19 protein-coding genes are annotated in these 24,208 nt (G+C 62.1%); 8 read left to right on the forward strand and 11 right to left on the reverse strand.

Annotation, left to right across the window (positions count from 1 at the left end; genetic code table 11):
* Positions 1 to 15: 15 nt before the first annotated feature.
* Positions 16 to 1,023, forward strand: a complete 1,008-nt coding sequence (locus tag BGRAMDRAFT_RS00375; protein WP_006046622.1) for a vWA domain-containing protein — start codon at positions 16 to 18, stop codon at positions 1,021 to 1,023.
* 18 nt (positions 1,024 to 1,041) lie between these two features.
* On the opposite strand, the gene BGRAMDRAFT_RS00380 is transcribed toward BGRAMDRAFT_RS00375, so the two are convergent.
* Both BGRAMDRAFT_RS00380 and BGRAMDRAFT_RS00385 read right to left on the reverse strand, forming a co-directional pair.
* Positions 1,042 to 1,686: a helix-turn-helix transcriptional regulator gene (locus tag BGRAMDRAFT_RS00380; RefSeq protein WP_006046623.1), complete on the reverse strand. Its 645-nt coding sequence runs from the start codon at positions 1,684 to 1,686 to the stop codon at positions 1,042 to 1,044.
* Between the two features lie 106 nt (positions 1,687 to 1,792).
* Entirely contained in the window at positions 1,793 to 2,761 is a 969-nt protein-coding gene (locus BGRAMDRAFT_RS00385) for an ornithine cyclodeaminase family protein (RefSeq protein ID WP_006046624.1), read from the reverse strand.
* A gap of 238 nt (positions 2,762 to 2,999) precedes the next feature.
* On the opposite strand from BGRAMDRAFT_RS00385, the gene BGRAMDRAFT_RS00390 reads away from it, so the two are divergent.
* The gene (locus BGRAMDRAFT_RS00390; protein WP_006046625.1) at positions 3,000 to 3,800 is read left to right on the forward strand and encodes an ABC transporter substrate-binding protein; all 801 of its coding nucleotides are present in this window, start codon (positions 3,000 to 3,002) and stop codon (positions 3,798 to 3,800) included.
* Between the two features lie 28 nt (positions 3,801 to 3,828).
* The gene (locus BGRAMDRAFT_RS00395; RefSeq protein WP_006046626.1) at positions 3,829 to 5,070 is read left to right on the forward strand and encodes an NAD(P)/FAD-dependent oxidoreductase; all 1,242 of its coding nucleotides are present in this window, start codon (positions 3,829 to 3,831) and stop codon (positions 5,068 to 5,070) included.
* A gap of 38 nt (positions 5,071 to 5,108) precedes the next feature.
* Here BGRAMDRAFT_RS00395 and BGRAMDRAFT_RS00400 read toward each other — a convergent pair whose 3' ends face one another.
* Positions 5,109 to 6,029 (reverse strand): ATP adenylyltransferase family protein, encoded by a 921-nt coding sequence (locus tag BGRAMDRAFT_RS00400; RefSeq protein WP_006046627.1) that lies wholly within the window; start codon positions 6,027 to 6,029, stop codon positions 5,109 to 5,111.
* Positions 6,030 to 6,097: 68 nt separating this feature from the next.
* On the reverse strand, positions 6,098 to 6,919 hold the full coding sequence (locus BGRAMDRAFT_RS00405) for a LysR substrate-binding domain-containing protein (RefSeq protein ID WP_171800019.1): 822 nt from the start codon (positions 6,917 to 6,919) through the stop codon (positions 6,098 to 6,100).
* A 124-nt stretch (positions 6,920 to 7,043) separates the two neighbouring features.
* Here BGRAMDRAFT_RS00405 and BGRAMDRAFT_RS00410 point away from each other — a divergent pair, with 124 nt between their 5' ends.
* Positions 7,044 to 7,895, forward strand: coding sequence for an alpha/beta fold hydrolase (locus tag BGRAMDRAFT_RS00410; protein ID WP_006046629.1), 852 nt, complete (start codon positions 7,044 to 7,046; stop codon positions 7,893 to 7,895).
* A gap of 18 nt (positions 7,896 to 7,913) precedes the next feature.
* On the opposite strand, the gene BGRAMDRAFT_RS00415 is transcribed toward BGRAMDRAFT_RS00410, so the two are convergent.
* The 4 genes from BGRAMDRAFT_RS00415 to BGRAMDRAFT_RS00430 form a co-directional block, all read right to left on the reverse strand.
* A complete protein-coding gene (locus BGRAMDRAFT_RS00415) occupies positions 7,914 to 9,137 on the reverse strand; it encodes an acyltransferase family protein (protein WP_006046630.1) in 1,224 nt (407 codons plus the stop codon).
* 54 nt (positions 9,138 to 9,191) lie between these two features.
* Positions 9,192 to 10,193: a glycosyltransferase family 2 protein gene (locus tag BGRAMDRAFT_RS00420; protein ID WP_006046631.1), complete on the reverse strand. Its 1,002-nt coding sequence runs from the start codon at positions 10,191 to 10,193 to the stop codon at positions 9,192 to 9,194.
* A gap of 234 nt (positions 10,194 to 10,427) precedes the next feature.
* Positions 10,428 to 11,444 carry an ATP-grasp fold amidoligase family protein gene (locus tag BGRAMDRAFT_RS00425; RefSeq protein WP_006046632.1) on the reverse strand — a complete coding sequence of 339 codons (1,017 nt, stop codon included), beginning with the start codon at positions 11,442 to 11,444 and terminating at the stop codon, positions 10,428 to 10,430.
* Positions 11,445 to 11,761: 317 nt separating this feature from the next.
* Positions 11,762 to 14,017: a hybrid sensor histidine kinase/response regulator gene (locus BGRAMDRAFT_RS00430; RefSeq protein ID WP_006046633.1), complete on the reverse strand. Its 2,256-nt coding sequence runs from the start codon at positions 14,015 to 14,017 to the stop codon at positions 11,762 to 11,764.
* A 434-nt stretch (positions 14,018 to 14,451) separates the two neighbouring features.
* On the opposite strand from BGRAMDRAFT_RS00430, the gene BGRAMDRAFT_RS00435 reads away from it, so the two are divergent.
* Positions 14,452 to 15,141 (forward strand): hydrolase, encoded by a 690-nt coding sequence (locus tag BGRAMDRAFT_RS00435; protein ID WP_006046634.1) that lies wholly within the window; start codon positions 14,452 to 14,454, stop codon positions 15,139 to 15,141.
* Between the two features lie 75 nt (positions 15,142 to 15,216).
* Here the strand turns inward: BGRAMDRAFT_RS00435 and BGRAMDRAFT_RS00440 are convergent, their stop codons facing one another.
* From BGRAMDRAFT_RS00440 to BGRAMDRAFT_RS00450, 3 genes are all read right to left on the reverse strand, one after another.
* Entirely contained in the window at positions 15,217 to 17,106 is a 1,890-nt protein-coding gene (locus BGRAMDRAFT_RS00440) for a feruloyl-CoA synthase (RefSeq protein ID WP_006046635.1), read from the reverse strand.
* A 77-nt stretch (positions 17,107 to 17,183) separates the two neighbouring features.
* The gene (locus BGRAMDRAFT_RS00445) at positions 17,184 to 18,635 is read right to left on the reverse strand and encodes an aldehyde dehydrogenase (RefSeq protein WP_044020146.1); all 1,452 of its coding nucleotides are present in this window, start codon (positions 18,633 to 18,635) and stop codon (positions 17,184 to 17,186) included.
* Positions 18,636 to 18,729: 94 nt separating this feature from the next.
* A complete protein-coding gene (locus BGRAMDRAFT_RS00450; protein WP_006046637.1) occupies positions 18,730 to 19,566 on the reverse strand; it encodes a p-hydroxycinnamoyl CoA hydratase/lyase in 837 nt (278 codons plus the stop codon).
* Positions 19,567 to 20,010: 444 nt separating this feature from the next.
* Here BGRAMDRAFT_RS00450 and mhpT point away from each other — a divergent pair, with 444 nt between their 5' ends.
* The 3 genes from mhpT to BGRAMDRAFT_RS00465 are packed head-to-tail and all read left to right on the forward strand — an operon-like array spanning position 20,011 to position 24,169.
* The gene (gene mhpT, locus BGRAMDRAFT_RS00455; RefSeq protein ID WP_006046638.1) at positions 20,011 to 21,252 is read left to right on the forward strand and encodes a 3-(3-hydroxy-phenyl)propionate transporter MhpT; all 1,242 of its coding nucleotides are present in this window, start codon (positions 20,011 to 20,013) and stop codon (positions 21,250 to 21,252) included.
* Positions 21,253 to 21,309: 57 nt separating this feature from the next.
* Entirely contained in the window at positions 21,310 to 22,452 is a 1,143-nt protein-coding gene (locus BGRAMDRAFT_RS00460; RefSeq protein ID WP_006046639.1) for a porin, read from the forward strand.
* Positions 22,453 to 22,462: 10 nt separating this feature from the next.
* Positions 22,463 to 24,169, forward strand: a complete 1,707-nt coding sequence (locus BGRAMDRAFT_RS00465; RefSeq protein ID WP_006046640.1) for a tannase/feruloyl esterase family alpha/beta hydrolase — start codon at positions 22,463 to 22,465, stop codon at positions 24,167 to 24,169.
* Positions 24,170 to 24,208: the final 39 nt, after the last annotated feature.

The raw sequence follows: 24,208 nt of genomic DNA on the forward strand, positions 1-24,208 counted from the left end.
ACCGGACGTCACTGGATGACGGCAGCCGCGCTCGTGCTGCTGATTCTCGCGCTTGCGATGCCGCCGGTCGCGTTGCCGCGCAATACGTCGAGCTACATCGTCACATTCGATATTACGCAGAGCATGAACGTAGAAGATGCGATGCTCGACGGTGCGCCGGTGAGCCGGCTCGTGTTCGCGCGTGCGGCGATGCGCGAGGCGCTCGGGCAACTGCCGTGCGGGTCGAAAATCGGCTGGAGCGCGTTCACCGGGCAGCGTAGTTTTCTGCTGCTGCCGCCCGTCGAAGTGTGCGGCAACTACGATGCGCTGCTGGCGTCGCTCGATCGGATCGACGGGCACATGCGCTGGACGAACTACAGCCGCATCGCCGAGGGCGGTGTTTATTCGGCGGTTCGCGTGGCGCAGGAGATTGGCGACAGCACGGCCGTCGTCTTCGTCACCGATGGCCAGGAAGCGCCGCCGCTGCTGCCCTCCGATGCACTCAAGCAGGACATCAATCCCGCGCACGTGAAGGGCTGGCTGATCGGCGTCGGCGGCGATCAGCCGGCGCCGATTCCGCGCAGTGACGCGCACGGCAATCGCATCGGCTACTGGCAGGCGGACGAGGTCGTGCAGGTTCCGCAGATGCATGCGTCTGCGGCTCATGCGGCCAGTCACGAGGAACGGTCCGCGTTGCAAGGGCATTATTTGAGCGCGGTGGCCGGGCAGGTCGGCTTCGGTTATCGGCGTTTGATGGACGCGGAGTCGTTGCGCGACGCGATGCTCGATACGCGGCTCGCTCACCGCGAAACGGTGCCGACCGATTTGCGCTGGTGTCCCGCGGTGCTGGCGCTGCTGCTGCTCGTCTGGCGCTTTCTGCCGGGGACTGCTGTTTCTTTAGAGACGATGCGGTTTGGTACGACGCCTGTTGCGCGAATCTTTGGCCCGGCGCGGCGCGCTCGCGCGATTAGCTCATCGCCTGCCGACAGCGCTCACTACGCCGCCGCGGCTGCCGCCGCGCACAACCGCGATCTGGTCGAATAGCGCGCTGCATACGCCCACTTACGCGGCCGCGCCGCGCAGATCGCGGATATGCTGATAGACGGTGGCGCGGCCCATTCCCAGCACGCTCGCCACATAGTTCGCCGCGCTCTTGCCTTTGAACGCGCCTTCGGCCCACAACGCTTCCACCAGTTCGCGTCGATGGTCGCGCGTCAGCGAATTCAGCGCGAGTTGACGCTCCTGGAGCCACGCGTGAAGAAACGTGTTGATGCGCTCCTGCCAGTCGTCCTTGAAGAGTTCCTCGGGTTGCTTAACCACGCCCGCGCCTGAAATCACGCGGTCGATCACATGCTTGACGTCCTCGAACACGGCGATGTTGTAGTTCACGCACATCACGCCGACCGCCACGTCCGCGTCGTCGAATAGCACGGTGCTCACACAGCGCATGCGCCTGCCGTCCCAGTTGATCTTTTCATAAGGCCCGATCGTGCCGGACTCGACCGTGTGATCGATTTCCTCCAGCGCGGACTCGTCGCCGATCTCGCGCTTGGACAGATTGTTCGCGATGTACGCGACCGTCTGACTGTGCAGGTCGTGAATGACGATCTCGACGTAGGGGAAAAAAAGCAGCGCGATGCCGTCCGCGACACGGCTGTATCGATCCAGAAGCAGGCGGCGCGTGGCCGTTGTCTTGGTCTTTCGCATAGGGCAGGTGGGTTCCGGTTTCGCAGAGGCTACAACGCGTCGGCTCGCGCGTCATTTTGCCATGAGCGACGCGTGCGGCCGCTTAGGCGGCATCGCTGCATAGACGCTATTGCGCGGTCAGATGCCTGAAGAGTTCGAATGCGATTGCCACGTCTTCGAGTCCAAGCCCAATCGAGCGGAAAAACGCGTGCTTCTCATAGGACGGCCGCGCCGCGATACCGGCGACGAGTTCGGGCAGATCGCCCGCCACGTTGCGTGCTTGCCAGCCGTGCTGCTCAATGGCCAGTTTCATTTCGCCCGCGCTTGCCGGAGTGGTTTGTCTGTAGTCGCAGTACACGTCCATTGCGGGAATCCACGCGGGCGGGACCTCGTGAGCGTTTGCCGCGTTCGTGCTGATCGATGTGATGAGCGCGGGCTTGCCGAGCATCCCGTCCGCCAGCACGGGCGTACCGGACGACGTGCACAGCGCGACGACGTCGGCGTCTGCCACGCAATCTTCAATGCGCGTGCAGATATGGATGCGCTCATCGAGCGCCGTGATTTTCTTCTGCGTTATCTCGTCATCCTTCAGATCGCGCGAGAAGACGCGAATGGCAGTCCACGGCCTCAGCGCCGCGAGATGGCGAATATGAGCCTGCGCCACCGCGCCTGCGCCGACGACCGCCAGCGTGCGCGCGCCGGGCGGCGCCATATGCTCGACGGCGAGCGCCGTGGTGCCGGCCGTTCGCTCGATGGTCAGCAGCCCCGCATCGCACCACATGAGCGGCTGGCCGGTTTGCATCGACATCAATGCGGTCCACGCGGTGATCACCGGCTGCGAACCGGTCACGATGTAGGGCGACAGCTTCGCGCCGAACACCTGCGCGTCGGACATCGCGCCGAGGTACGTGATGAAGTCGCCCGCGCCGCGCGGAAAGAGCGTGAGCGTTTGCGGCGGCTGCACGGCCGCGTCGTTCGCGAGCGCACGAAACATCCGCGTCAAGGCTCCGCGCACGTCGAGATGCGGTAGCGCTTTGCGAACGGTTTCTTCGTCGACGATCAGTGGAATCGCTTTGTCCGTATGTGTCGTGCTCATGTGCCTGCTCTCCGCAACGTTTGCCGGTATCCCGCGTCACGGCCATTCTAAAGTCAAAAAGTCCAGACTGGACTTTTATTTTGAAAATCGCTTGCTTTTGCCCGAGTCCAGAATAGACTGTTGTTCCAGAGAGCGCGCGGACGCGGGTTTTCACCGACATTCGCGCGGCCTCTCCAGGCAGACAGGCGACGCCCATTCGTGCCGCTGATTCGCGATCCCCAACAGACAGGGAACCACCATGCTCCGCAAGCTCCAACTCTCTCTTTTCGTCGCCGCTGCTGTTGTGGCCGGTGCTGTCGGCTCCGTCGGCACGGCCAGCGCGGAAACCCAGAACACGTTGCGCTTCGGCATTGAAGCCGCCTATCCGCCGTTCGAAAGCAAGACCGCCACGGGTCAATTGCAGGGCTTCGACGTGGACGTCGGCAATGCGGTGTGCGCGAAGATGGCCGTGAAATGCGAGTGGGTCGAAAACGCGTTCGACGGCCTGATTCCCGCGTTGCAGGCGCGCAAGTTCGACGTCATCAATTCGGCGATGAACATCACGGCCAAGCGCAAGCAGACCATCGACTTCACGCGGCCCATCTATATCGTGCCGATCGTGATGGTCGCGAAGCGCGGCTCGGGCCTGATGCCGGATGTGAAGAGCATGCAGGGCAAGCGGGTCGGCGTGCTGCAAGGTTCGTCGCAGGAAGATTTTCTGAAGGCGCATTGGGCGAACGCGGGCGTCTCGGTCGTCTCGTACGCGGATCAGGACCAGGTGTACACCGATCTCGTCGCGGGCCGGCTCGACGCCGCGGTGCAGGAAACGCAAACGGTGGAAGACGGCTTCCTGAAGAAGCCGGCCGGCCACGACTATGCGATTGCCGGTCAGCCGCTCAGCGATCCCGCCACGCTCGGCGAAGGAACCGGCTTCGGCTTGCGCAAGGGCGACAAGGCGCTCGCGAAGAAGGTCGACGCGGCGCTCGAGGCGCTGAAGAAAGACGGCACGCTCAGCGCGCTTTCGCAGAAGTACTTCAATCGCGACATCATCGCGAAGTAATGTATTGCGTAGCCAGCAGAGCGAGCTTATGGATTTCGATGTGATCGTGCTGGGCGCCGGGATCGTCGGCGTGTCGGCTGCGCTGCATTTGCAGAGCCGGGGCCGGCGTGTAGCGCTCGTCGACCGGCGTGCGCCCGGCGAGGAAACCAGTTTCGGCAACGCCGGGCTGATCGAGTCGTCGTCGGTCGTGCCTTACGCATTTCCGCGTAATCTCGACACGCTGCTGCGCTATGCGCGCAACCAGTCGACGGATCTTTACTGGGACTATCGCGCGTTGCCGTCGTTCGCGGGCTGGCTCGCGCGCTTCTGGTGGGAGTCGTCGCCCGAGCGGCTGATGAGCGCCGCGCGTGACATGCTGCCGCTGATTCGTCAAAGCGTCGCGGAGCACGATCTGTTGATCGACCGTGCCGGTCTCGCGGATCTCGCGATCAGCAAAGGCTGGATGGAGGCGTTTCGCACGCCCGCGGAATTCGCGCGCAATGCGGCGGCCGCCGAGGCCACCGCGCGAACGCATGGACTGCGCGTGGTCGCGCTCGATGCAACGGTATTGGCGACACACGAGCCCGGTCTCGCGGATGGATTCTGCGGCGCGCTGCACTGGCAAGACCCGAAAAGCATCGTGAATCCGGGGGCGTTGACGAAGGGTTACGCGCGTCTCTTCGAACAGGACGGCGGCACGTTGTTGACCGGCGATGCGACGACGCTGCAAGCACAAGCGGGCGCGTGGACCGTGCGCACATCGGCGGGCAGCATCAGTGCCAAAGAGGTGGTGGTCGCGCTCGGTCCGTGGTCCGACCAGGTGTTCGAACCGCTCGGCTATCGCATTCCGCTGCGCGCAAAACGCGGCTATCACATGCACTATCGGCCGACGAAGCCCATGCTGTCCATGCCCTACGTCGACTCCGAACAAGGCTACGTGGTCGCGCCGATGCAAGGGCGCCTGCGGCTCACCACAGGCGTCGAGATCGCGCGGCGCGACGCGAAGCCGACCGGCATTCAGCTCGAACGCGCGGAGCGCTCGGCGAAGTCCGTGTTTGGACTCGGCGAGCGGCTCGATGCGAACCCGTGGCTCGGCTTGCGTCCGTGCACGCCCGACATGCGGCCTATCATCGGCCCCGCGCCGCGTCATACAGGTCTATGGTTTTGTTTCGGCCACAACCATCATGGATTGACGCTCGGTCCGGTGACCGGGCGGCTTCTCGCCGAAATGATGACGGGCGCAGAGCCTTTTGTGGATGCGCGTCCGTTTCGGGTCGAGCGGTTCGGGTAGACGTTTCGCGTTCAGTTGCGTCCGCTTGCACGCAACGTCTACGCTGCAATCGTTCCCGCAACGCGTTGCAGCACATTCATTGGACCGAGCCGCGTGATCGTTTGCATTTGCGCATCGTTCCTCACAAAAAGAGAACCGGCAAAACCCAATGCGTTGACTGCGATGCCCTCAGTGCTTTCGACAGAGCGCGGCACGAGCATCATCCATCGCGTGGTGACGAGCAGATTGTAGGGCGCCGACTGCCGCGGTTCGCCGTCCACGTCCACAGCGTGCAAACCGCTCGCGTCGAGCAAACGCAGATACGTATCGAACGCAATGCGGGCCAGTTCCTGCGGCCTATCCGCGAGCTTCTCATCAAGCGCGGCGAACGCATGCACAAAGCCGAGGCCGGGCACAGTGCAGACCGCGCCGTCGTTGCGCGCGGCCGCGAGCAACGGCTCAATCGGCAGATGAGGCGCGCTTTCGTCGAGTGGCAGCGGCACGATCTGCAAGTGCTTGTGCGGCTGACTCGCGCCGGCAGCCGGGCCGCTATTGTAAAAACCGAGGCTCTCGAACTGCGTGATGCAATCGAATAACGCGCGGAAATCCGCTGGATTCAGCAGGTTTTCCTGCAACTCGAAGCGGCGCGTCACGATCAGCAGATGGTGGTCGATGACGTTGAACTTGTTGAGCAGGACGAGATGCGTGTCCGATAAATCGGCGACGAAGAGATCGGGCTCGCAGGGCAGAAAAGGATTGGCTGCGCGATTGCTTGGCGATTCCGTCTTGCGTTGTTGCGCGTGCTGCTCCTTGCGTTCGAGGCTCGACACTTGCCGGATCAGGAACCGCACGCCGCCGTCTTCAATCGTCACGAGGCGCGTCTGTATGCGACGCAACGCGCCGCAAGCCAGTGCATGCGCGGTTTGGCGCACGATGGCGGACCACAAAGTGCCGGATGATTCGCGAGAAGGCGTGTTCATGGCAATGAGCGGCTTCGGCTTTGCGCGACATTTAGCTTACTTTATACGCTCGTCGCGCGAACGACGACCTAGCGCCTCAACTCCGCAATGATCTTCTCCGCGAGAAAATCGCAGGGCGGGCGCTTCGATGCCGTGCTGCGCGCGAGCACCACTTCGAGCGCCGCGATTTCGGGCAAGCCCTGCGCCTGGCCGAGCAGCGCGAAGTGCGCGGGAACGGCGCATTGCGCGAGCGGAACGACCGCAAGACCAGCCTCGGCCATCGACACGAGTCCCATCAGGCTCGGGCTTTCATACGACGTGCGATAGCTGATTCGCGCCTGTTCGAGGCTGCGGATCGCATTTTCGCGCGCGACGCTGCCAGGCAAGAACACCGCGATCGGCAAGGGCCGTTCGCGCCAGATGTCGTGCGCGCTCGGCGACGCGGCCCACACCATCGGCTCGAGTCGCAGAAACTCTCCTGCCAAACCCTTCACGCGCGTCGCGCAGACGAGATCGACCGAACCGTCCTTCACCATCGGCGCGAGTGCGACGCTCGGCAGGCCGACCACCCGAATCTCAACCTTCGGATAGGTCGCGGAAAATTTCTTGAGGATGGGCGGCAGCAGCGACGACGCGTAGTCGTCCGGCACGCCGATGCTCACGCGGCCGGTCACGTCCGGACGGACCACGGCGGCCCAGGCTTCGTCGCGCAACGCCAGCATGCGGCGCGCGTAGGCGAGCAGCACTTCGCCGTCTTGCGTGGGCACGACGCTTCTCGGCTTGCGCACGAAAAGCGGCTTGCCGAGCGCGGTTTCGAGCGTTTTGATCTGCATGCTTACCGCCGACTGCGAGCGGTGCACGACTTCGGCCGCGCGGCTGATATTGCCGGCGTCCGCCACGGCGACGATCATCGTCATGACGTCGAGATCAAGAGCTTTCAAGGCGTGGTATCAGAAAAGTAGATGGATTCCATCAATATTACGCGATTTTCTTAAATGTTGACGTGCGGCATAGTGCTGGCAAAGGAGCCAGTGTATGAACGCCCGAACCGATTTCTCCCTGCTAGCCGCGCCCGAGCTGTCGTTTGCGACGATTGCGTCGGGCATTTGCGTGCCGTACGTCGAGTGCGGACAGGGTGAGCCGCTCGTCTTCGTGCACGGCTCGCTGTGCGACTACCGCTACTGGAGCGCGCAGACGGCGGCGTTGTCGGAGCATTTTCGCTGCATCTCCGTGAGCCTGAGCCACTATTGGCCGGCGAACGAGGCGTGCATTCAGGGCGAATTCGGCTGGCAGACGCATGTCGCCGAACTCGCGGAATTCATCGAGGCGCTCGACATCGCGCCCGTGCATCTGGTCGGGCATTCGCGCGGCGGCTGCGTCGCATTTCACATGGCGCGCGAGTATCCGCGGCTTGTCAAGACGCTGACGCTCGCCGATCCGGGCGGTCCGTTGCAGATGGACGGCATGGCCGAGGCCGCGCTGCCGGCCGCGACGAATGCGCTGCGCGCGCGCGTGGCGGAGTTGATCGAAGGCGGCGAGATCGAAGCGGGGCTCGAGCTTTTCGTCGACTCCGTGAGTGCGCCGGGCTCGTGGCGCAAGAGTTCGATTGCGTTTCGCACGATGGCCGCCGACAACGCAGCGACCTTGCCGAAGCAGTTTCGCGATCCGTTGCCCGCGTATTCGCGTGAGGCCGCGCGTAGCATCCAATGCAGAACGCTGTTGATCGAGGGCCAACGGAGCCCGCGTATGTTCCGCAACAACGTCGAGAAGCTCGCGGAATGGATCGATTACGCGGACAAGCAGACAATCGCGGGCGCGTCACACGGCATGAATGTGTCGAACGCGGGCGCCTTTAATCGGCTCGTGCATTCGTTTGCGAGCTTCTGAGCGGTAGCGTAAGTTCTCTCAAAGACTTCTGGCGCCGGCTGCCGGCGCGCGCGGCCGCGTCGTGAGGAATCGGCTGCGAATCCAGTCTCTTAACGGCGCGACCAGCCGCTCCTGAAAGTACACAGCCGCGATGACCGTCCCGATCAGATACAGCGGATACGTCGCCATGCTAGGTATGACTTCTTTCGACGCCGCGACGCATTCGGAGAAATGCGCAGCGCACCATAGCGGCGACTTTCCGATCGAAAGCAGCTTCAATACTTTCATGAGAACCAGAAAGATCGGGACGTGAATCGCAAAGATGGACAGCGCCGAGTTGCCAAGACGAGTCGACAGTGCCGCGAATCGCGCGGGCACCGCGAGTCCCGCGAAGACGATGACGAGCACCACTTCGGCCGGCATCAATGCGCCGTTGTGAACGACATAGCGCGTATTGAGCGGCCCGTGCGACTCGAGCCACGCGGCAATCGCAAATGAGCCTGCAAAGAAGAGCAATGCTGCGACGACCTTCGCCCGGCTTTCGTATAGTGCATTGAGTTGCCCCTCGCGAAACAGTCCATAGGCCACGATACCCGCGAGAAATTCAGGCAGCCGCAGCACCGGATTGCGCGTGACGAAGCCGACCGCGGCTGGACCGTACCAGTGCATGAGCGTGGCCGCGACAGGCGGAATCAGATAAAGAACCCACAGCACGACCAGGAGCCGGTACTTGTTCCTGGCCTTGAGAAGACGCGGCGCAAAGAACGGAAACGCGAGATAGAAGAAGAACAATGTCGCCAGCGACCACGACGGCGGATTCACCGACCCATATAGCGGATACCACACCTGTAGCAGCAAGAGGTTCAGCACGTAATGGACGGCAGTTTCCGCGGGGCTCAGCGTAACGAAATGCTCTGCATCGTCGAGCGACATGATTGCGAACTGTTGAAACCCACGCGTGCCTGTGACTGAGACGAGAAGCACCAGCACAAGCGCGATCAGATGCACCGGGTAAAGATTGGACAGGCGCTTCACGAAGAATTCACGGGTGCCGCCGCGCAGTTCAGTCGTGCGTCCGAAGTAGACGTGGGCCAGAATAAAGCCCGACAGAATGAAGAACGAACTGGTGGCGAATCCGCCGAGATTGGCCAGTTCGATCAACGGCAACGTCACGTACTGCGGGTACTGATGTATCGAGTGAAAGACCATCAGATAAACGGCGAGTGCGAAGCGCAGCACGTCGAGGCCAACGAACTTGTTCATCATCAGGTCCATGCGAGATGGGTTGCGATCTCAATCGGAATTCGTTTGGGATGACTAAAGGCGACGCCGGGCAAGAGGGTTGGCAATATAGCGAACGGCAAAATCGGAGAGTGCGGAAAAGGGTAGAAGGCAAAGGCTTGAGAGCGCCAGCGTGCCGATCTTTTTCTTGTAGCTCCAGAATGGATTGCCGAGGATCGAGCGAAAGTAACTATGCGACTGTCGGCTCACCCATCGCCAGCGCTTCGCGAACGGCGCCTGATAGACGGCGGAACAGAAGTACGACTTTTCGAGCGAGAAGTCATAGAAGCAAAGAGGGAGTTCAATGCCCAAACGCGCGCGCGCCATCTGCCGCAGAATCGCCCAGCGTTTGGTCAACGCCTTCGGTGCCTTGTCGTTACTTTCAGAGTTCGCGAAATCGATCCCGCAGTTTTCCGTGCGATGCACGCGGTATGCGCCGAGCGATTCGGAAATAGTCGCGACGGCTCCGACCAGCGCGACACCGTAAATCGCATAGAAGTCCGCGCCGTAACGATTCACGTTGGCTTCGGGCACGGGGAAGATCTTCCTCAGTGCGCTTGTCCGGTATGCGTTACCCGATGCCGGCGGCGACGGATACAGCCAGCCCTGGCGCAGCAGGCTGCCGCAATCGCTCGGGGCCGCCGAATGCGGCACATAAGTACCCGAAGGTTTGCCCGTCGGATCGATAACGTCGAGCCGGAATTGAACCTTGACGAAGTTGCCCGTTTCAAACACTCGCATCACGTTCGACACCGCGTGCGCATAGAGCAGATCGTCGGAATCGAGCAGCATGACGAATTCGGTGTCGATGATATTGACCGCGTCGTTATAGACGGAGACCTGGCCGCCATTCTGCTTGTAGAACACTTTAACGCGGGAGCCGTAGCTTTCAATGATGTCGCGAGAGCCGTCTGTCGATCCGTCGTCGATCACGAGCACCTGCGTCGCGGGATAATCCTGGGCGAGCGCTGAGTCGATTGCCTTGGCGAGAAAGCGGCCATAGTTGTAATTACAGATGACGATCGTCACGTTTTGCATATTTATTCACCACTGTCGTGAACCGCAACCGCACATCGGGTCGCATGGGACATTTGCCGAACTAGCACAAATCAATTTACCTTTCCGTTGGTTGCGCCGCCAACAAACGGTAATGCGATATGTGCGGTCGATAACACAGCGGGCAGCGACTCGATTTGGCTTCGGTAAAGCAGGGAACAAGCGCCCAGACGCCACGCAGACGAGCGACAAATTTGCCGAAAAAATCGGCAAGCGTTACGCAGCGCTGACCGAATGCATCGGTAAAGGCGGCCTGGTCGACAGGAATGCGTCAGGCACGAGTCGACCCCACTCGTAGTCGATCCGGTCGGGCGTGAAGGGCAGCACGCCGGCCCCCGGCGTGAAGGTCAGCTCGCCGAAGTAGATCTGGTTATCCGGCGCGTACAGATCCACGCGAACATAGTCGAAATCGCCGCATAGCGTGGTTGCAGCGGCCAGAATCGCATCCAGGTTCTCGGGACGAGGCGCGGGCTTCGGGCTCGGCTTATACGCCCCAATGGCCATGTCGAGATGGTTCCAGTCGGCGTCGTAGATGTCGCCGCGCGTGTCGGCGCCGAACCTGTCGGAGATCACGAGAATATAGATGAGCGGCTTTCCGCTTCGCCCGCCGAAGCAGTGCAGCTTGTAATCCGCCGGTATCTGCCCGTTATTGTCGAGCAACAGTCGTTCGAAGAAGATGCGCGGCTTGATCTCGCGATAGTGTTTTTCGCGCGCGATCTTGTAGAAGTCGAGCGTCAGCCAGTGATTTGCAAGCTGACTCAGTTGTTCGAAAGAGCGTGTCGATTTGTCTCTCACCACTTCGACATACGTGCTGCCGTGATTCGCCTTCATCACGAACGAGTTCGGCAACGCATCGAATACTTCTCTCGTGAAGATCTCGGGCGCCGCGAGTAGCGGTATCACATGTTCTTCTCCGAGCTTTCTCGCGACGTACTCGCGAACCGTGAGCTTGTCGGTCAACTCCGCGAACCACGGGTCGGGCCGCAGGCTTTTTTGCAGGATCTTTTCGTTGAAAGTAGTGGGGCGAAGCAGATTCGGATAACGACCTATTTCCTTGTGATGCAGCAGGCTTAGAAACACCGGCGTCGGCAGTAGCGACTTGGCTGCTTCCTTGAGCTTGCGCAGCGTCGATTGCCGCCGCACTGGAGCCGTGCTTTCCGCTAACCTGGCTGGTTGTTGCGGTACGGAAGTACCGGCTTCACCCGGAAATTGTACTGAGTTGGTCGTCGTCATTTTTCGAGTCCCGTAAGTAGTTCGCGCGACAATCGGAGCCCGGCCAGGCTTCCCGATGTATCACGATGCGAGGTTAACGCACGGAACCCTGCGCAATTGAAGGCGTCGCTAAACGAAGGTGTTTTGGCCTAATCCAGTGAAAGCGGCCGTTTTTGTGGGAGGTGGATAGGCCAGCCGCGGCCAACGGCCAATCACCAGGCATAACGGTGTCTGGCAATCGAAAGAAAGTGGCCGAAGCGAACAGCGCAAAGCTGCTAATTGGCGAATGATTTTCAATTCGCCGGCCGTAATGCAGGGAGGCCGTAAGCCTATCGACTTTAGAGCGACGCGTCTGATGCGTTGTCGATTACTTCCAGTAAATCCGCGGGCTTCAGCGGTTTAACGAAGTGATGATCGAAACCCGCCGCATGGCTGCGGTCGCGGTCTGCCTTTTGACCGTAGCCCGTCAACGCGACCAGCACGCACGGCCGGTTGCCCGAACGCAGTCGCAACTGCCGGGCGAGTTCATAGCCGTCCATGACAGGCAATCCGATGTCGAGCACGGATACAGTGGGCCTGAAAGTATTCGCCTCGGCAAGCGCCGCCGTTGGGTCGTAGACAGTCTTTACCGAATGACCATAGCTTCGGAGCAGTTCCGCGAGTGCGTCCGCGGCATCGACGTTATCGTCCACTAGCAATATGCGCCGTTGCTGGGTGCTGCTGTCTGGCTCATCACGAGGCACGACGACTGGCGCAGGCTCCGCGACACGGATGGCTTTACTCGCATTGCCGGTCGTTGTCTCCGACGACGCGCGCGGCAGCACGATCGTAAACTCGCTGCCGCAACCGGGGCCGCCGCTCGCTGCTTCCACGTGTCCGCCATGCAGCTTGACGAAGTTCTTGACGAGAGCGAGGCCGATACCGAGCCCGCCTTCGGCGCGGTCGATTGTCTGCGTGCCTTGATAGAACGTATCGAAGACGTGAGGCAACACGTCTGGCGCAATGCCCATGCCGTTATCGCACACGCGGATGCGGATATGGTCAGCGTCTGCGGCCATCGCGCTGACCGTGATCTCGCCGCCCGCTTGCGTGTATTTCGCAGCGTTGATGAGCAGGTTAGCGATGACCTGCGCGAGCCGCATCGGGTCTGCCACACATTCGAGCGCCTCATCGACTTCGATCTTCAAACGATGAGCGCGTTGCTGCACGAGTACGCTCGTCATCTCCACGGCCTTCGTGATGACTTCGTGCACGTCGACCCGGCGCTTGTCCAGTTCGACATTGCCGCGGATGATGCGCGAAACGTCGAGCAGATCGTCGACGAGGCGCACGAGATGATCGACATGACGCTGAATAACGGCCCGCTCGCGTGCGGCCGAATCAGTGCCGCGCCGCTCCATCAATTCAAGCGCGCTGACGATGGGCGCGAGCGGATTGCGCAGTTCGTGTCCGAGCATCGCGAGAAACTCATCTTTTGCGCCATTCGCCTTGCGTAATTCCGCAAGCAGAAGCTCACGGTCTGCACGCGACTTTTCGAGCGTTTCGCGGGCACGCACGTAGCCGGTGACTTCCACCGCACTGAGAATGACGCCCTCGATCTTCCCCGACGATGCACGCAACGGTTCGAAATGCAGCGTATAAACGCGTGCCGAAAGCGAATTGCCGATGCTGCCGATATCGCCGATATTGCCGGTTCGATACTCCTCGTGCACGATCGGCAAGCCATGTTCGTAAACGTGCTTGAGCGCGGCGGCAATCGGCCCGCCGCGCTCGTGCGGAAACGCGTCGAGATACGCGCGGCCGAGCAGATCCTCGCGCTTCACCATGTCGAGATAGCGCGGGTTAGCGAGCTGGAACGTGTGCTTGTCGCCAAGAAGAAGCGCCGACGCGACCGGAGAGTTCATCAGCACGGCGTCGCGCTGATGCTCGGCGGTCCTTCTGCGGTTCATTTCATCTTCGAGCGATCTTGCGCGCTGCTCGGCTAGTGCGAGTCGCAGATGCAGTTCCTTGCTGCCGGCATCGCGCAACGGGCTGCCGGCCAGAACATGATGGTGTGCGTGGCAAATGTGGCGAAAGAGTTGCGTCTGCTCGGCACCAGGAAAGAGGTGCTCAGGATAGGCGCAAAAAAGCGAGAAGCTGTGATGCGCGGCGAGGCGGTTCCAGAGTTCCTCGAGTCGCAACGCGGCATCGCCGAGTCCTTGCTCGCAGAGAACCGCGACCATCTCTCCGAACGCATGCAGTGGCTGTCCGCGCTGAGCCGCTTTGGCGACGACAGCGCCGACCGTCGAAATAAAGCGCGCCTCGTCGGGCCAGCCGTCGACCATGAAGCGATCAAGCGTAGCCTGTGCATCGAGCAGGATAAGCGCGTCATGCGTGGCGGATTGCGCGGGCGCAGTCAGGCGCGCATCGAGCCATGAAGTGAGCGACGCGACGTGATCGGCCGTGGCGATGACGATCGCGCTGCCGCCTGCGTCGAGTGCTCGCAGCAGAAAGACGCCCACGTCTTCGGTCAAGCTCGCGTCGGATTCGTAGAATTGGACGAAATGGCCGGTGTCGTGCGTGTCCTCGTGAGACGGGTTGGTGCTAGTGAGCATCTTTGACTGCCATGACGAGAGCTTCTCCTTTCGAAGAATTTACCCGCCGGTTGTAATGCGGAACATGCGTTGCAAAGGGCGATGGCGCTTTCCTGAAGAAGCGCGCTCGGCAGATGCAGCGCAAAACGGTCGGCGTCTCTAACGGAACGGCCGCCGACCCAACCTGCATTGGCAGCAAGGCCTGTGCCTGCGCGGCCGCAAGCGGTTCAGGCTTGTTGGGCGGGCCTTTTGTCGGCTTTTAATGTCGCCAGCTTTCGCTTTGTTATTTTTAAGAACGATTAAGGACCTGGACAAGGACTCCGCAGAGGGCCGCCGATAGACTGCATTGCAGTTCCTCGCAGCAGAAGCAAGTGCGGCGCGCGTTCCCGCTGACAGTCAACCCCTCAGTCGACCTGTCAGCAGACCCCTTTTCGACCTTCAGGATCTACAAAACCATGGCTAATCCGAAACTCCAAGTCCTCACGCCTGCGAACTCGCAGATCATCTTCATCGACCAGCAGCCGCAGATGGCTTTCGGCGTCCAGTCGATCGACCGTCAGGTGCTGAAGAACAACGTAGTGGGCCTCGCGAAGGCCGCGCGCGTGTTCAATATTCCGACCACCATCACGACGGTGGAATCGGAGAGCTTTTCGGGCTATACGTACCCCGAGTTGCTGGATGTATTCCCGGGCCACAAGGTGCTCGAGCGCACGTCGATGAATTCGTGGGACGACCAGAAAGTGCGCGACTCGCTCGCCGCAAATGGCCGCAAGAAAGTCGTGGTCGCGGGCCTGTGGACGGAAGTCTGCAACAACACCTTCTCGCTGTGCGCGATGGACGAAGGCGACTACGAGATCTATATGGTTGCGGACGCATCGGGTGGCACGTCGAAAGAAGCGCACGAATATTCGATGCAGCGCATGATTCAGGCCGGCGTGGTGCCGGTGACGTGGCAACAGGTGCTGCTCGAATGGCAACGCGACTGGGCGCACAAGGAGACGTACGACGCGGTCATGGGCATCGTCAAGGAGCACTCGGGCGCGTACGGTATGGGCGTCGACTACGCGTACACGATGGTCCACAAGGCAGCGCAGCGCGCGGCCGGAACGCATGAAGTGCTCGCGCCCGTGCCGGCACGCAAGTAAGTAAGCGAATGGGCCGCGATTCGCGGCCCTCGGGGCTCTTACGGTCTCGTAGCCCGCGCGCCGCGTCGTTTGGCTTTACACCCAAACGTGCGGCGCGTAAATCGCGTCCGGATCGCGCCGAACGGGATCATGCAACGCGTGCACGAGCTCGGCGCGATGCGTGAGCACGGCGCGCTGGTTGATCGAACCTTTGTCGGTGATTTCGCCGAGATCGAGCGATGGCGCGACGTGGAGCAGACGCAATCGCGCGATCGTGGTTGCGCCGCCCGTCGATTCGCGATTGAGCCGCTCTAGCAGTTCCGTGAAGAACTGCCGCACGGCAGGTGCATTCACGATCTCGGATGCACTCGCCGATTCAGGCAGTTGCGCGAGCCGCCGGCAATCGTCGAGTCGCGGGAACACCAGCATGCCGACATCGTCGCAATTGAGTCCTGTCACGACCACGTCTTGCACATACGGAGCGCCGGCTGAGATAACGCGCGCCCGCATCGGCCCCACGCTAACGAACGTGCCCGAGCTCAGCTTGAAGTCTTCGGCGATGCGGCCATCGAACATCAGACCCAGTTCCGGCTGCTGCGGGTCCACGAATTTGAGCGCGTCGCCGCTGCAGTAATAGCCTTCTTCGTCGAACGATTTCGCGGTGGCCGCGCTGTCCATGCGCCAATAGCCGCGCATCACATGCGGTCCGCGAAAGCGCGCTTCGAGCTTGCCCGCCACGGGCACGAGTTTCACTTCGCAACCGGGCGCGGGCACGCCGACATAGCCCGCGCACATCGCGGGGAGCGTGGTGAAGAGACACGACGGCGACGTTTCCGTCATGCCGAGGCCCGCCATGATGCGAATGCGCTCGCCGCAATGGCGCTCCGTGACCTGCTGCAAACGATCCCACGCCGCCTGCGAAAGTCCGGCTCCCGCGAAGAAATACACCTTCACGCGTGAGAAAAACGTCTCGCGCAGTGTTGCGTCGCTTTCGAGCGCGCTCGTCAATTCCTCCCAGCCTTTCGGCACATTGAAGTAGATTGTCGGCGCGATCTCGCGAAGATTGCGCAGCGTCTCGTCGAATTTCTTGCCGACAGGTTTGCCGTCGTCGATATAAAGCGTGCCGCCGTTATAGAGCGCGATGCCCGCGTTATGACTGCCGCCGAAGGTGTGATTCCACGGCAGCCAGTCGACCAGCACGGGAGGCTCGTCGGCGAATTGCGGAAACGTTTCGAGCAGCATCTGCTGATTGCTGCACAGCATGCGATGCGTGGTCGGCACGGCCTTCGGCAACATCGTCGAGCCGGACGTGAAGAGAAACTTGGCGATGCTGTCCGCGGCGATGGCTTCGTGCGCGGCATCGACCGTTGTGGGCGCAGTGTCGAGCAGCGTGGACAGATTCGTTATCGCGCGCCCGCACGAACCGGTGGCCGCGACGACTTCGACATCGGCGAGCAAGGTTGTGTCGATCGCGGCGGCGAACGCAGTGGCGTCCGTCGCGAACACGAGGCCGGGCGTGAGCAGTTCGAGCGCGTGGCGCAGCTTGCCGTAGTCGCTGGAAACGAGCGAATAGGCCGGCGAAATAGGGGCGTACGGCACGCCGGCCCACATTGCGCCGAGCGCGAACATCATGTGTTCGAGATCGTTGCCCGAGAGAATCGCGACGGGCCGCTCAGCCGACAGCTTGCGATCGAGCAGCGCCTGGCCGATTGCGCGCGCGTGCTCGAGCATCTGCGCATAGCTGATGCCGCGCCATGCGCCGTCCGCGCCGCGGCGCGCGACGAGCCAGCGATCGGGATGCTGTTGCGCGCCGCTCGCGAGCCGGTCGGTCAGACGCTTCGGGTACGCGCCGGGTTGCGCGGTCGACTCCATGTACCAGACGTCTGCCTCGCGGCGAACGCGTGCGGGCGCCGAACCGATCCGCACGTCGCGATAACGCACGGACGTTTCATTGTCGACACTGGATTGCGTCGGCTGCAAATTCACTGATTGTCTCCTTCCTGCCGTCTTTCGTCTGTTGCGAAGAACGCGGATTCGAATGATGCCGATACACGGCGTGCGTGTCAGATCGGATAGTGGCGCGGGCCTGTCTGAATCGTAATCCAGCGCAGGTCGGTGAACTCCGCAATCGACGCCTTGCTGCCGAAACGTCCATAGCCGCTGCCCTTCACGCCGCCGAACGGCATCTGCGCTTCGTCGTGCACAGTCGGCCCGTTGATGTGGCAAATGCCCGACTCGACGCGTTTGGCGACGCCCATTGCGCGTGCAATATCGCGGCTGAAAACGGCCGCCGACAAACCGAACTCGCTGTCGTTCGCCCGTTGCACGGCTTCGTCGTCGCTGTCCACGCGCAGCACGGTCACGACCGGCGCGAACGATTCCTCGGCGTATAGCTTCATGGCCGGACTCACGCGATCGACGATAGTAGGTTGCATGATCGCGCCGCTCAATGCGCCGCCGCCGAGTATCGTCGCGCCATGTTCGCGCGCATCGTCGACCAATGCCGTTGCGCGTTGCGCGGCCTGGGCGCTGACCATCGCGCCGAGCACTGCGCCGTGAGCGGTCGGTGCATCCGCAACGAGTTGGCGGGTCTTTTCGGCAAGCTTGCCGACGAGCGCATCCGCCACGCTGCGATGCGCGATCACGCGTTCGGTCGACATGCAGATTTGCCCCTGATTGAAGAACGCGCCGAACGCGATAGCATCGACGGCCGCGTCGAGATCGGCGTCGTCCAGCACGAGCACCGGCGCCTTGCCGCCGAGTTCGAGCAACGCGGGCTTCAAATGCTTGGCGGCATGCATCGCGATGATGCGGCCCACGTGAGTGGAGCCGGTAAAGTTCACGCGCCGCACGGCAGGATGCGCAATCAATCGTTCGACGATGGCGGCTGCATCTTCCGGCGCGTTCGTCACGACATTGACGACGCCGTCTCCGAGGCCCGCTTCCTGCAGCACGCTGCCGATCATTCTGTGCACGGCCGGGCAGGCTTCCGACGCCTTCAACACGACCGTATTGCCGCACGCGAGCGGCATGGCGAGCGCGCGCGTGCCGAGAATTACCGGCGCATTCCACGGCGCGATGCCGAGCACCACGCCGCACGGCTGGCGAACGGCCAACGCGATGTTGTCGGGCGTGTCGGTGGGAATCACGCTGCCGTCGATTTGCGTGGTCATGGCGGCCGCTTCGCGCAGCATGTTGGCCGCGAGATGCACATTGAAGCCGTACCAGTTCGCCATCGCGCCCGTTTCCGCCATGCCGCATTCGATGAATGCGCCGGCTCGTGCGTCCATGATGTCAGCGGCTTTTAGCAGACGCGCGCGGCGCTCGGTGGGCCGCAATGCGGACCACGCGGGAAACGCGGCCGCGGCGGCCTCAACCGCGGCGTCCGCATCGGCGAGCGTCGCGGCCGGCGCACGCGAAGCCACCTCGCCGGTGACGGGATTAATGCGCTCGAACGTCGCGCGGTTCGACGCCGGATAGTTCTTGCCGCCGATCAACATGCTTACTTCGTTCACAATGGCTGTCTCCTTCATGTTGTTCCTGCTTGCGTGCCGTGCGCGTCGAAAGCGCCAGCACGCAGACTAGCTTCATTCACGCTTCATTCACGTTTCATTCGCTGCGCTTGTATGCCTGAAGCCCCGGCTTGATCGACTTCTGATCGAGGAACTGCCGCAGTCCTTCCTCGCGGCCTTTTTCCGGATCGCGCAATTGCGCCTGGTCGAGCTTCGCGTACAGATAGTCTTCATTCTGCTCCCAGGTCAGTTCGCGCGAACGCTTGAAGCCATGCTTCGCGGCGCGCAGAACGACCGGGTTCTTTTCGAGCAGCTTGCCCGCCAACGCGACCGTCTCCGCGCGCAACTGCTCGCGCGGCACGCTCTTGTTGACGAGGCCCATTGCCGCGGCTTGCGCGCCGTCAAACGTATCGCCGGTCATGATGTAGTAGAGCGCCTGGCGATGTCCGACCGTATCCGCCATCGCCTTGCTCACCAGATTGCCCGGCGGAATGCCCCAGTTGATTTCGGAGAGGCCGAACACCGCTTCATCGGCTGCGATCGCGAGATCGCACGCGACGAGCGGCGAGAAGCCGCCGCCGAAACACCAGCCGTTGACCATCGCGATGGTCGGCTTCGAGTACATGCGCAAGAGCTTCCATTGCCATTGGCAGGCGTCGCGACGAATCTTCTCTTGCAGGATTTCCGGGCCCGCGTCGACTTCGCGGAAGTACTCCTTCAGGTCCATGCCGGCCGTCCATGCATCGCCCGCGCCGGTCAGCACGAGTACTTTTGCATCGGCGTCCAGTTCCAGCGTTTCCAGAACCTGCACCATTTCGCTGTTGAGCGTGGGGCTCATTGCGTTGCGCTTCTCAGGACGATTGAACATCACCCATGCAATGCCTTCCTGGACCTTTACGTCGACCGTTTTCCAGCGACCCTCATAACTTGCCATGTTCGTAGCTCCAGCGCTTTTTGCGCGTATCAATGTGTGTCGTGATGTGCGAGTACCCGATAACGTTTCCGCTTGCGTCCGAAGCGGCGTTTCGTATCAGGTAACCTGATACAAGTCTAGTATCAAGCGGCCTGCGACACAATCGCTATGTGATCGGGGAAAACCCTTGGCGCTGCCATTGCGTTTCGTCATTGCGCTCGATACCTGGGGTATTCACCAAACACGCGGTTCTTGTTTTGTCAGGGTGCCTGATATTTAATATGCTCGATCGCAGCGAACTTCCGCGCGTTCTCCCGAACGCGCTTTTCTTCGCTCTGAATCTCAGGTGGCCTGATACATACGACGTTGAAGCATCGGCGGACATCGACATAACAAGCAGCAATCAACTTGCATGAGACCGCGGTAAGACGCTCGCGCGTCGGCTCCGGTCGAAAGGAGACAGACATGAAATCCACCCGAACAGCCTTGCCGGCAGACGGCATCACGCAGCCCGCCGCGCGAACCGGCGCCGTCGTGACATTGAGCCTTTGTTTTGCGGTTGCCCTGCTCGAAGGACTCGACCTTCAATCGGTGGGCGTCGCGGCGCCGCGCATGGCGCGCGAATTCGGCCTGAGCGTCGCGCAAATGGGGCTCGCGTTCAGTGCCGGCACCTTCGGACTGTTGCCCGGCGCGATGCTCGGCGGACGGCTCGCGGACCGTATCGGCCGCAAACGCATCCTGATTCTATGCGCGTGTCTGTTCGGCTTGTTGTCGATCGCGACGGCGCTCGTCAGCAGCTTCGGCATGCTGGTGTTCGTGCGCGTGTTGACGGGCATCGGTCTTGGCGGCGCGCTGCCGAACCTGATCGCGTTGTCGTCGGAAGCGGTGTCGCCGAAGTCGCGCAACACGGCGGTCAGCGTGATGTATTGCGGCATTCCGTTTGGCGGAGTGATCGCTTCGATCGTCGGCATCGTGAGTATCGGCGATACAGAGTGGCGTCACATCTTCTATGTGGGCGGCGCGGGGCCATTGATTCTGGTGCCGCTGCTGCTGGCGTGCCTGCCCGAATCGAGCGCATTCCAGCGCGCGTCGCACGGCATGAATGCAAAACCAGCGCCTATCGGCGAAGTGCTGTTCGGCGCGAACCGCGGGCTTTCCACGCTGCAAATCTGGGTCAGCTACTTCTGCACGCTGATCGTCCTGTACTTCCTGCTCAACTGGCTGCCCTCGCTGATGGCGGCGCGCGGACTCGCTCGCGCGGAAGTGGGCTACGTGCAGATCTTTTTCAACATCGGCGGCGGACTCGGCGCGCTCTTCATCGGCATGTTGATGGATCGTCTGCGCGGCGGCGTTGTTGTGTCCGGTATGTACGTCGGCATCATCGCGTCGCTCGCGGCGTTGTCGATCGCGCCCAGCTTTGCGGCGCTGACCGTGTCCGCGTTCTGCGCGGGGATGTTCGTGATCGGCGGGCAATCGGTGCTGTATGCGCTTTCCGCCGCGTTCTATCCGACGGCAATGCGCGGCACCGGCGTCGGCGCAGCGGTGGCCGTGGGCCGCGTGGGTTCGGTGGTCGGGCCGCTCGCCGCAGGCCAACTGCTCGCGATGGGCCGCAGTTCGTCGACGGTCATCGGCGCAAGCATTCCCGTCACGTTGATTGCGGCGGCAGCGGCGTTGTTGCTGATTCGCCGGCCGCGTGCGGCGGACTGATAAGCCATCCTGAGTATCGACATTGAAATAACAACACTACGTTTGGAGACAATCGCGATGCAAACAACCACGACCCGGCTTCTGATATCGAGCGCGCTTTGTGCGCTCAGCACGACGGCGTTCGCGCAGTCGAGCGTCACGTTCTACGGCATCGTCGATACGGGCATCGAATACGTATCGCATGCGAACGCCGCAGGCGGTCACGTGTTTCGCATGCCTGCCGTGACGGGCGAGCTGCCGTCGCGTTGGGGCCTGCGCGGCGTCGAAGACCTGGGCGGCGGCTATAGCGCCGTGTTCACGCTCGAAAGCGGCTTCAACGTCCGCGACGGCAGTTCGGGACAGGGCGGCCGGTTGTTCGGACGACAGGCTTTTGTCGGCCTCAAGGGGCCTTATGGAACGCTTGCATTCGGCCGGCAATACACGATGACGTATCTCGCGCTGCAAGGCGCGGACATTATCGGACCGGACATCTACGGCATGGGTTCGCTCGACGCTTATGTGCCGAATGCGCGCGCCGACAATTCGGTCACTTACATGGGCACGTACAAGGGCTTTACGCTCGGCGCGGGCTACTCGTTCGGCCGCGATTCGGCGGGCACCGGCAATTCGCCGGGACAGGGCACATGCGCGGGCTCGGTCGCCGGGCATCCGACGGAATGTCGCGACTGGTCTGTGATGCTCAAGTACGACGCGCAGTACTTCGGCGTCGCGGCATCGTATGAGGAGCAGCGCGGCGGTGCGAGTGGACAGGCGAATTTCTTCGACGGCGTGCCGCCCACAGTGCTCTCCAACGGCGCGGACAAGGACGCGCGCACGCATGTCAGTGCCTACGCGCAATACGCAGGCGCGAAAGTCGGCGCGGGCTGGCTGGGCCGTCGCGTGGTAACGGATTCGCCCGCGGTGCCGAACGTGCGCTCCGATCTTTTCTTCGTGGGCGCGTCGTACTTCGTGACGCCCGCGTTTGTCGTCGATGGAGAAGTGTTCCGCATCATCAACAGTGCGCACGATTCGCGAGCGACGATGGGCACGTTGCGCACCACGTATCTGCTGAGCAAGCGCTCGTCGGTGTACGCGCAAGCGGCGTATCTCGCGAATAGCGCGAAGGCGCGCTATTCGGTAAGCGGCGGCGGTGGCGGCACCACGCCCGCGGCGGGCATCGGACAAACCGGCGTGATGCTCGGCATCAAGCACGCATTCTAGGAGACATCGAATGAGAAAGTCTGTGATTGCGGTATGTGTGTCGGCCACGTTGAGTGCATGCGGCGGCTCGACGGACGACACGTCGACGTTGCCGCGTCTGAGCGCGGCGACACCCGCGGCGCTCGTCGGCAACTGCGCGGCGTTGGCCAGCAAGTTGTCGTTCGCGAACACCACCTTCAGTTCCGTGCAGGACGTGCCCGCTGGAACACTGAAGGTGGCGGGCAAACCGATTGCCGAACATTGCCTCGTGCAAGGGCAGATGAATCAGCGCGTGAGTGCCGTCGACGGAAAAACGTATGCGATCGGCTTCGAAATGCGTCTGCCCGTTGCATGGAATGGGCGCTTCTTCTATCAGGCCAACGGCGGACTCGACGGCAACGTCGTGACGGCGACGGGCGAGATCGGCGGAGGCGGCCCGCTCAACGACGCGCTGAACATGGGATTCGCCGTGATCAGCTCGGACGCCGGCCACTCGTCGTCGCAGAACCCGCTGTTCGGTCTCGATCCGCAGGCGCGCATCGACTACGGTTACAACACGGTCGCCACGCTCACGCCGATGGCCAAGCAGGCGATTCGCACCGCGTACGGCAAGGTGCCGGATCGCAGCTATTTCGAAGGCTGCTCGAACGGCGGGCGTCACGCGATGGTGGCGGCGGCGAGGTCGTCGGCGGAATACGACGGCATCATTGCCGGCGATCCAGGCTTTCATTTGCCGAAGGCGGCTATCGGCGAGATGTGGGGCGCGCAGCAACTCGCCAAAGTTGCGACCGCAACGACCGCGAATGGCCTGCCCGACATCAAGACCGGTTTTACCGCTGCGGAACGGCAACTGGTGGCCTCGCGAATCATCGCGAAGTGCGATGCGCTCGATGGCGCCGCCGACGGCATGGTGCAGGATATTAAGGCATGCCAGGCGAACTTCAGCCTGGCTGCGGACGTGCCGACCTGCTCGGGCGACGTGCGCGACGGCACATGCCTGACCACCGCGCAGAAGGACGCAATCGGCAACGTGTTCTCCGGCGCGCGCAACAGCGCGGGCACGGCGCTTTACGCAAGCTTTCCGTACGATGTCGGCGTGAGCGGCGCGGGCTGGGCGCAGTGGAAGCAGACCAATTCGATCACGCTCGATCCCGCCGCGGCTGCGTTCACATTTACGACGCCGCCGCAAAGCGCGTCGTTGCTCGCGCAGTTGTCGTCTTACGCGCTCAACTTCAGCATGGATACTGACGCGCCGAAAATCTTCGCGACGAGCGGCGCTTACGCGGAATCGTCGTGGTCGTTCATGACGCCGCCGGATGAAACGAACCTCGGTGCACTCAAGCGCCGCGGCGCGAAGCTGATGGTGTATCACGGCACGAGCGACCCGGTGTTCTCGTCGAACGATACGACCGACTGGTATCAACGTTTGATGGCGGCCAATGGCGGCGATGCGAGCAATTTCGCGCGGCTTTATACCGTCGCCGGAATGAACCATTGTTCGGGCGGTCCCGCTGCCGACCAGTTCGACATGCTGACGCCGATGATCGCGTGGGTAGAGCAGGGCAAGGCGCCCGATAGCGTGATCGCGACCGCGCGCGACGCGAGCAACGCGCTACCGAACAGCGAAGTGCCTGCGAATTGGGGCGCGGGCCGCACGCGGCCGCTGTGTCCTTATCCGAAGGTCGCGCGCTACAAGAGCGGGGACGTCAATTCGGCGGCCAGCTTTTCGTGTAGTTGATGTGTGATCGCGCGGCGCCGGCGTCGGCGCCGCGTTGAC

The organism is Paraburkholderia graminis C4D1M (assembly GCF_000172415.1).
Taxonomy (GTDB): Bacteria; Pseudomonadota; Gammaproteobacteria; order Burkholderiales; family Burkholderiaceae; genus Paraburkholderia; species Paraburkholderia graminis.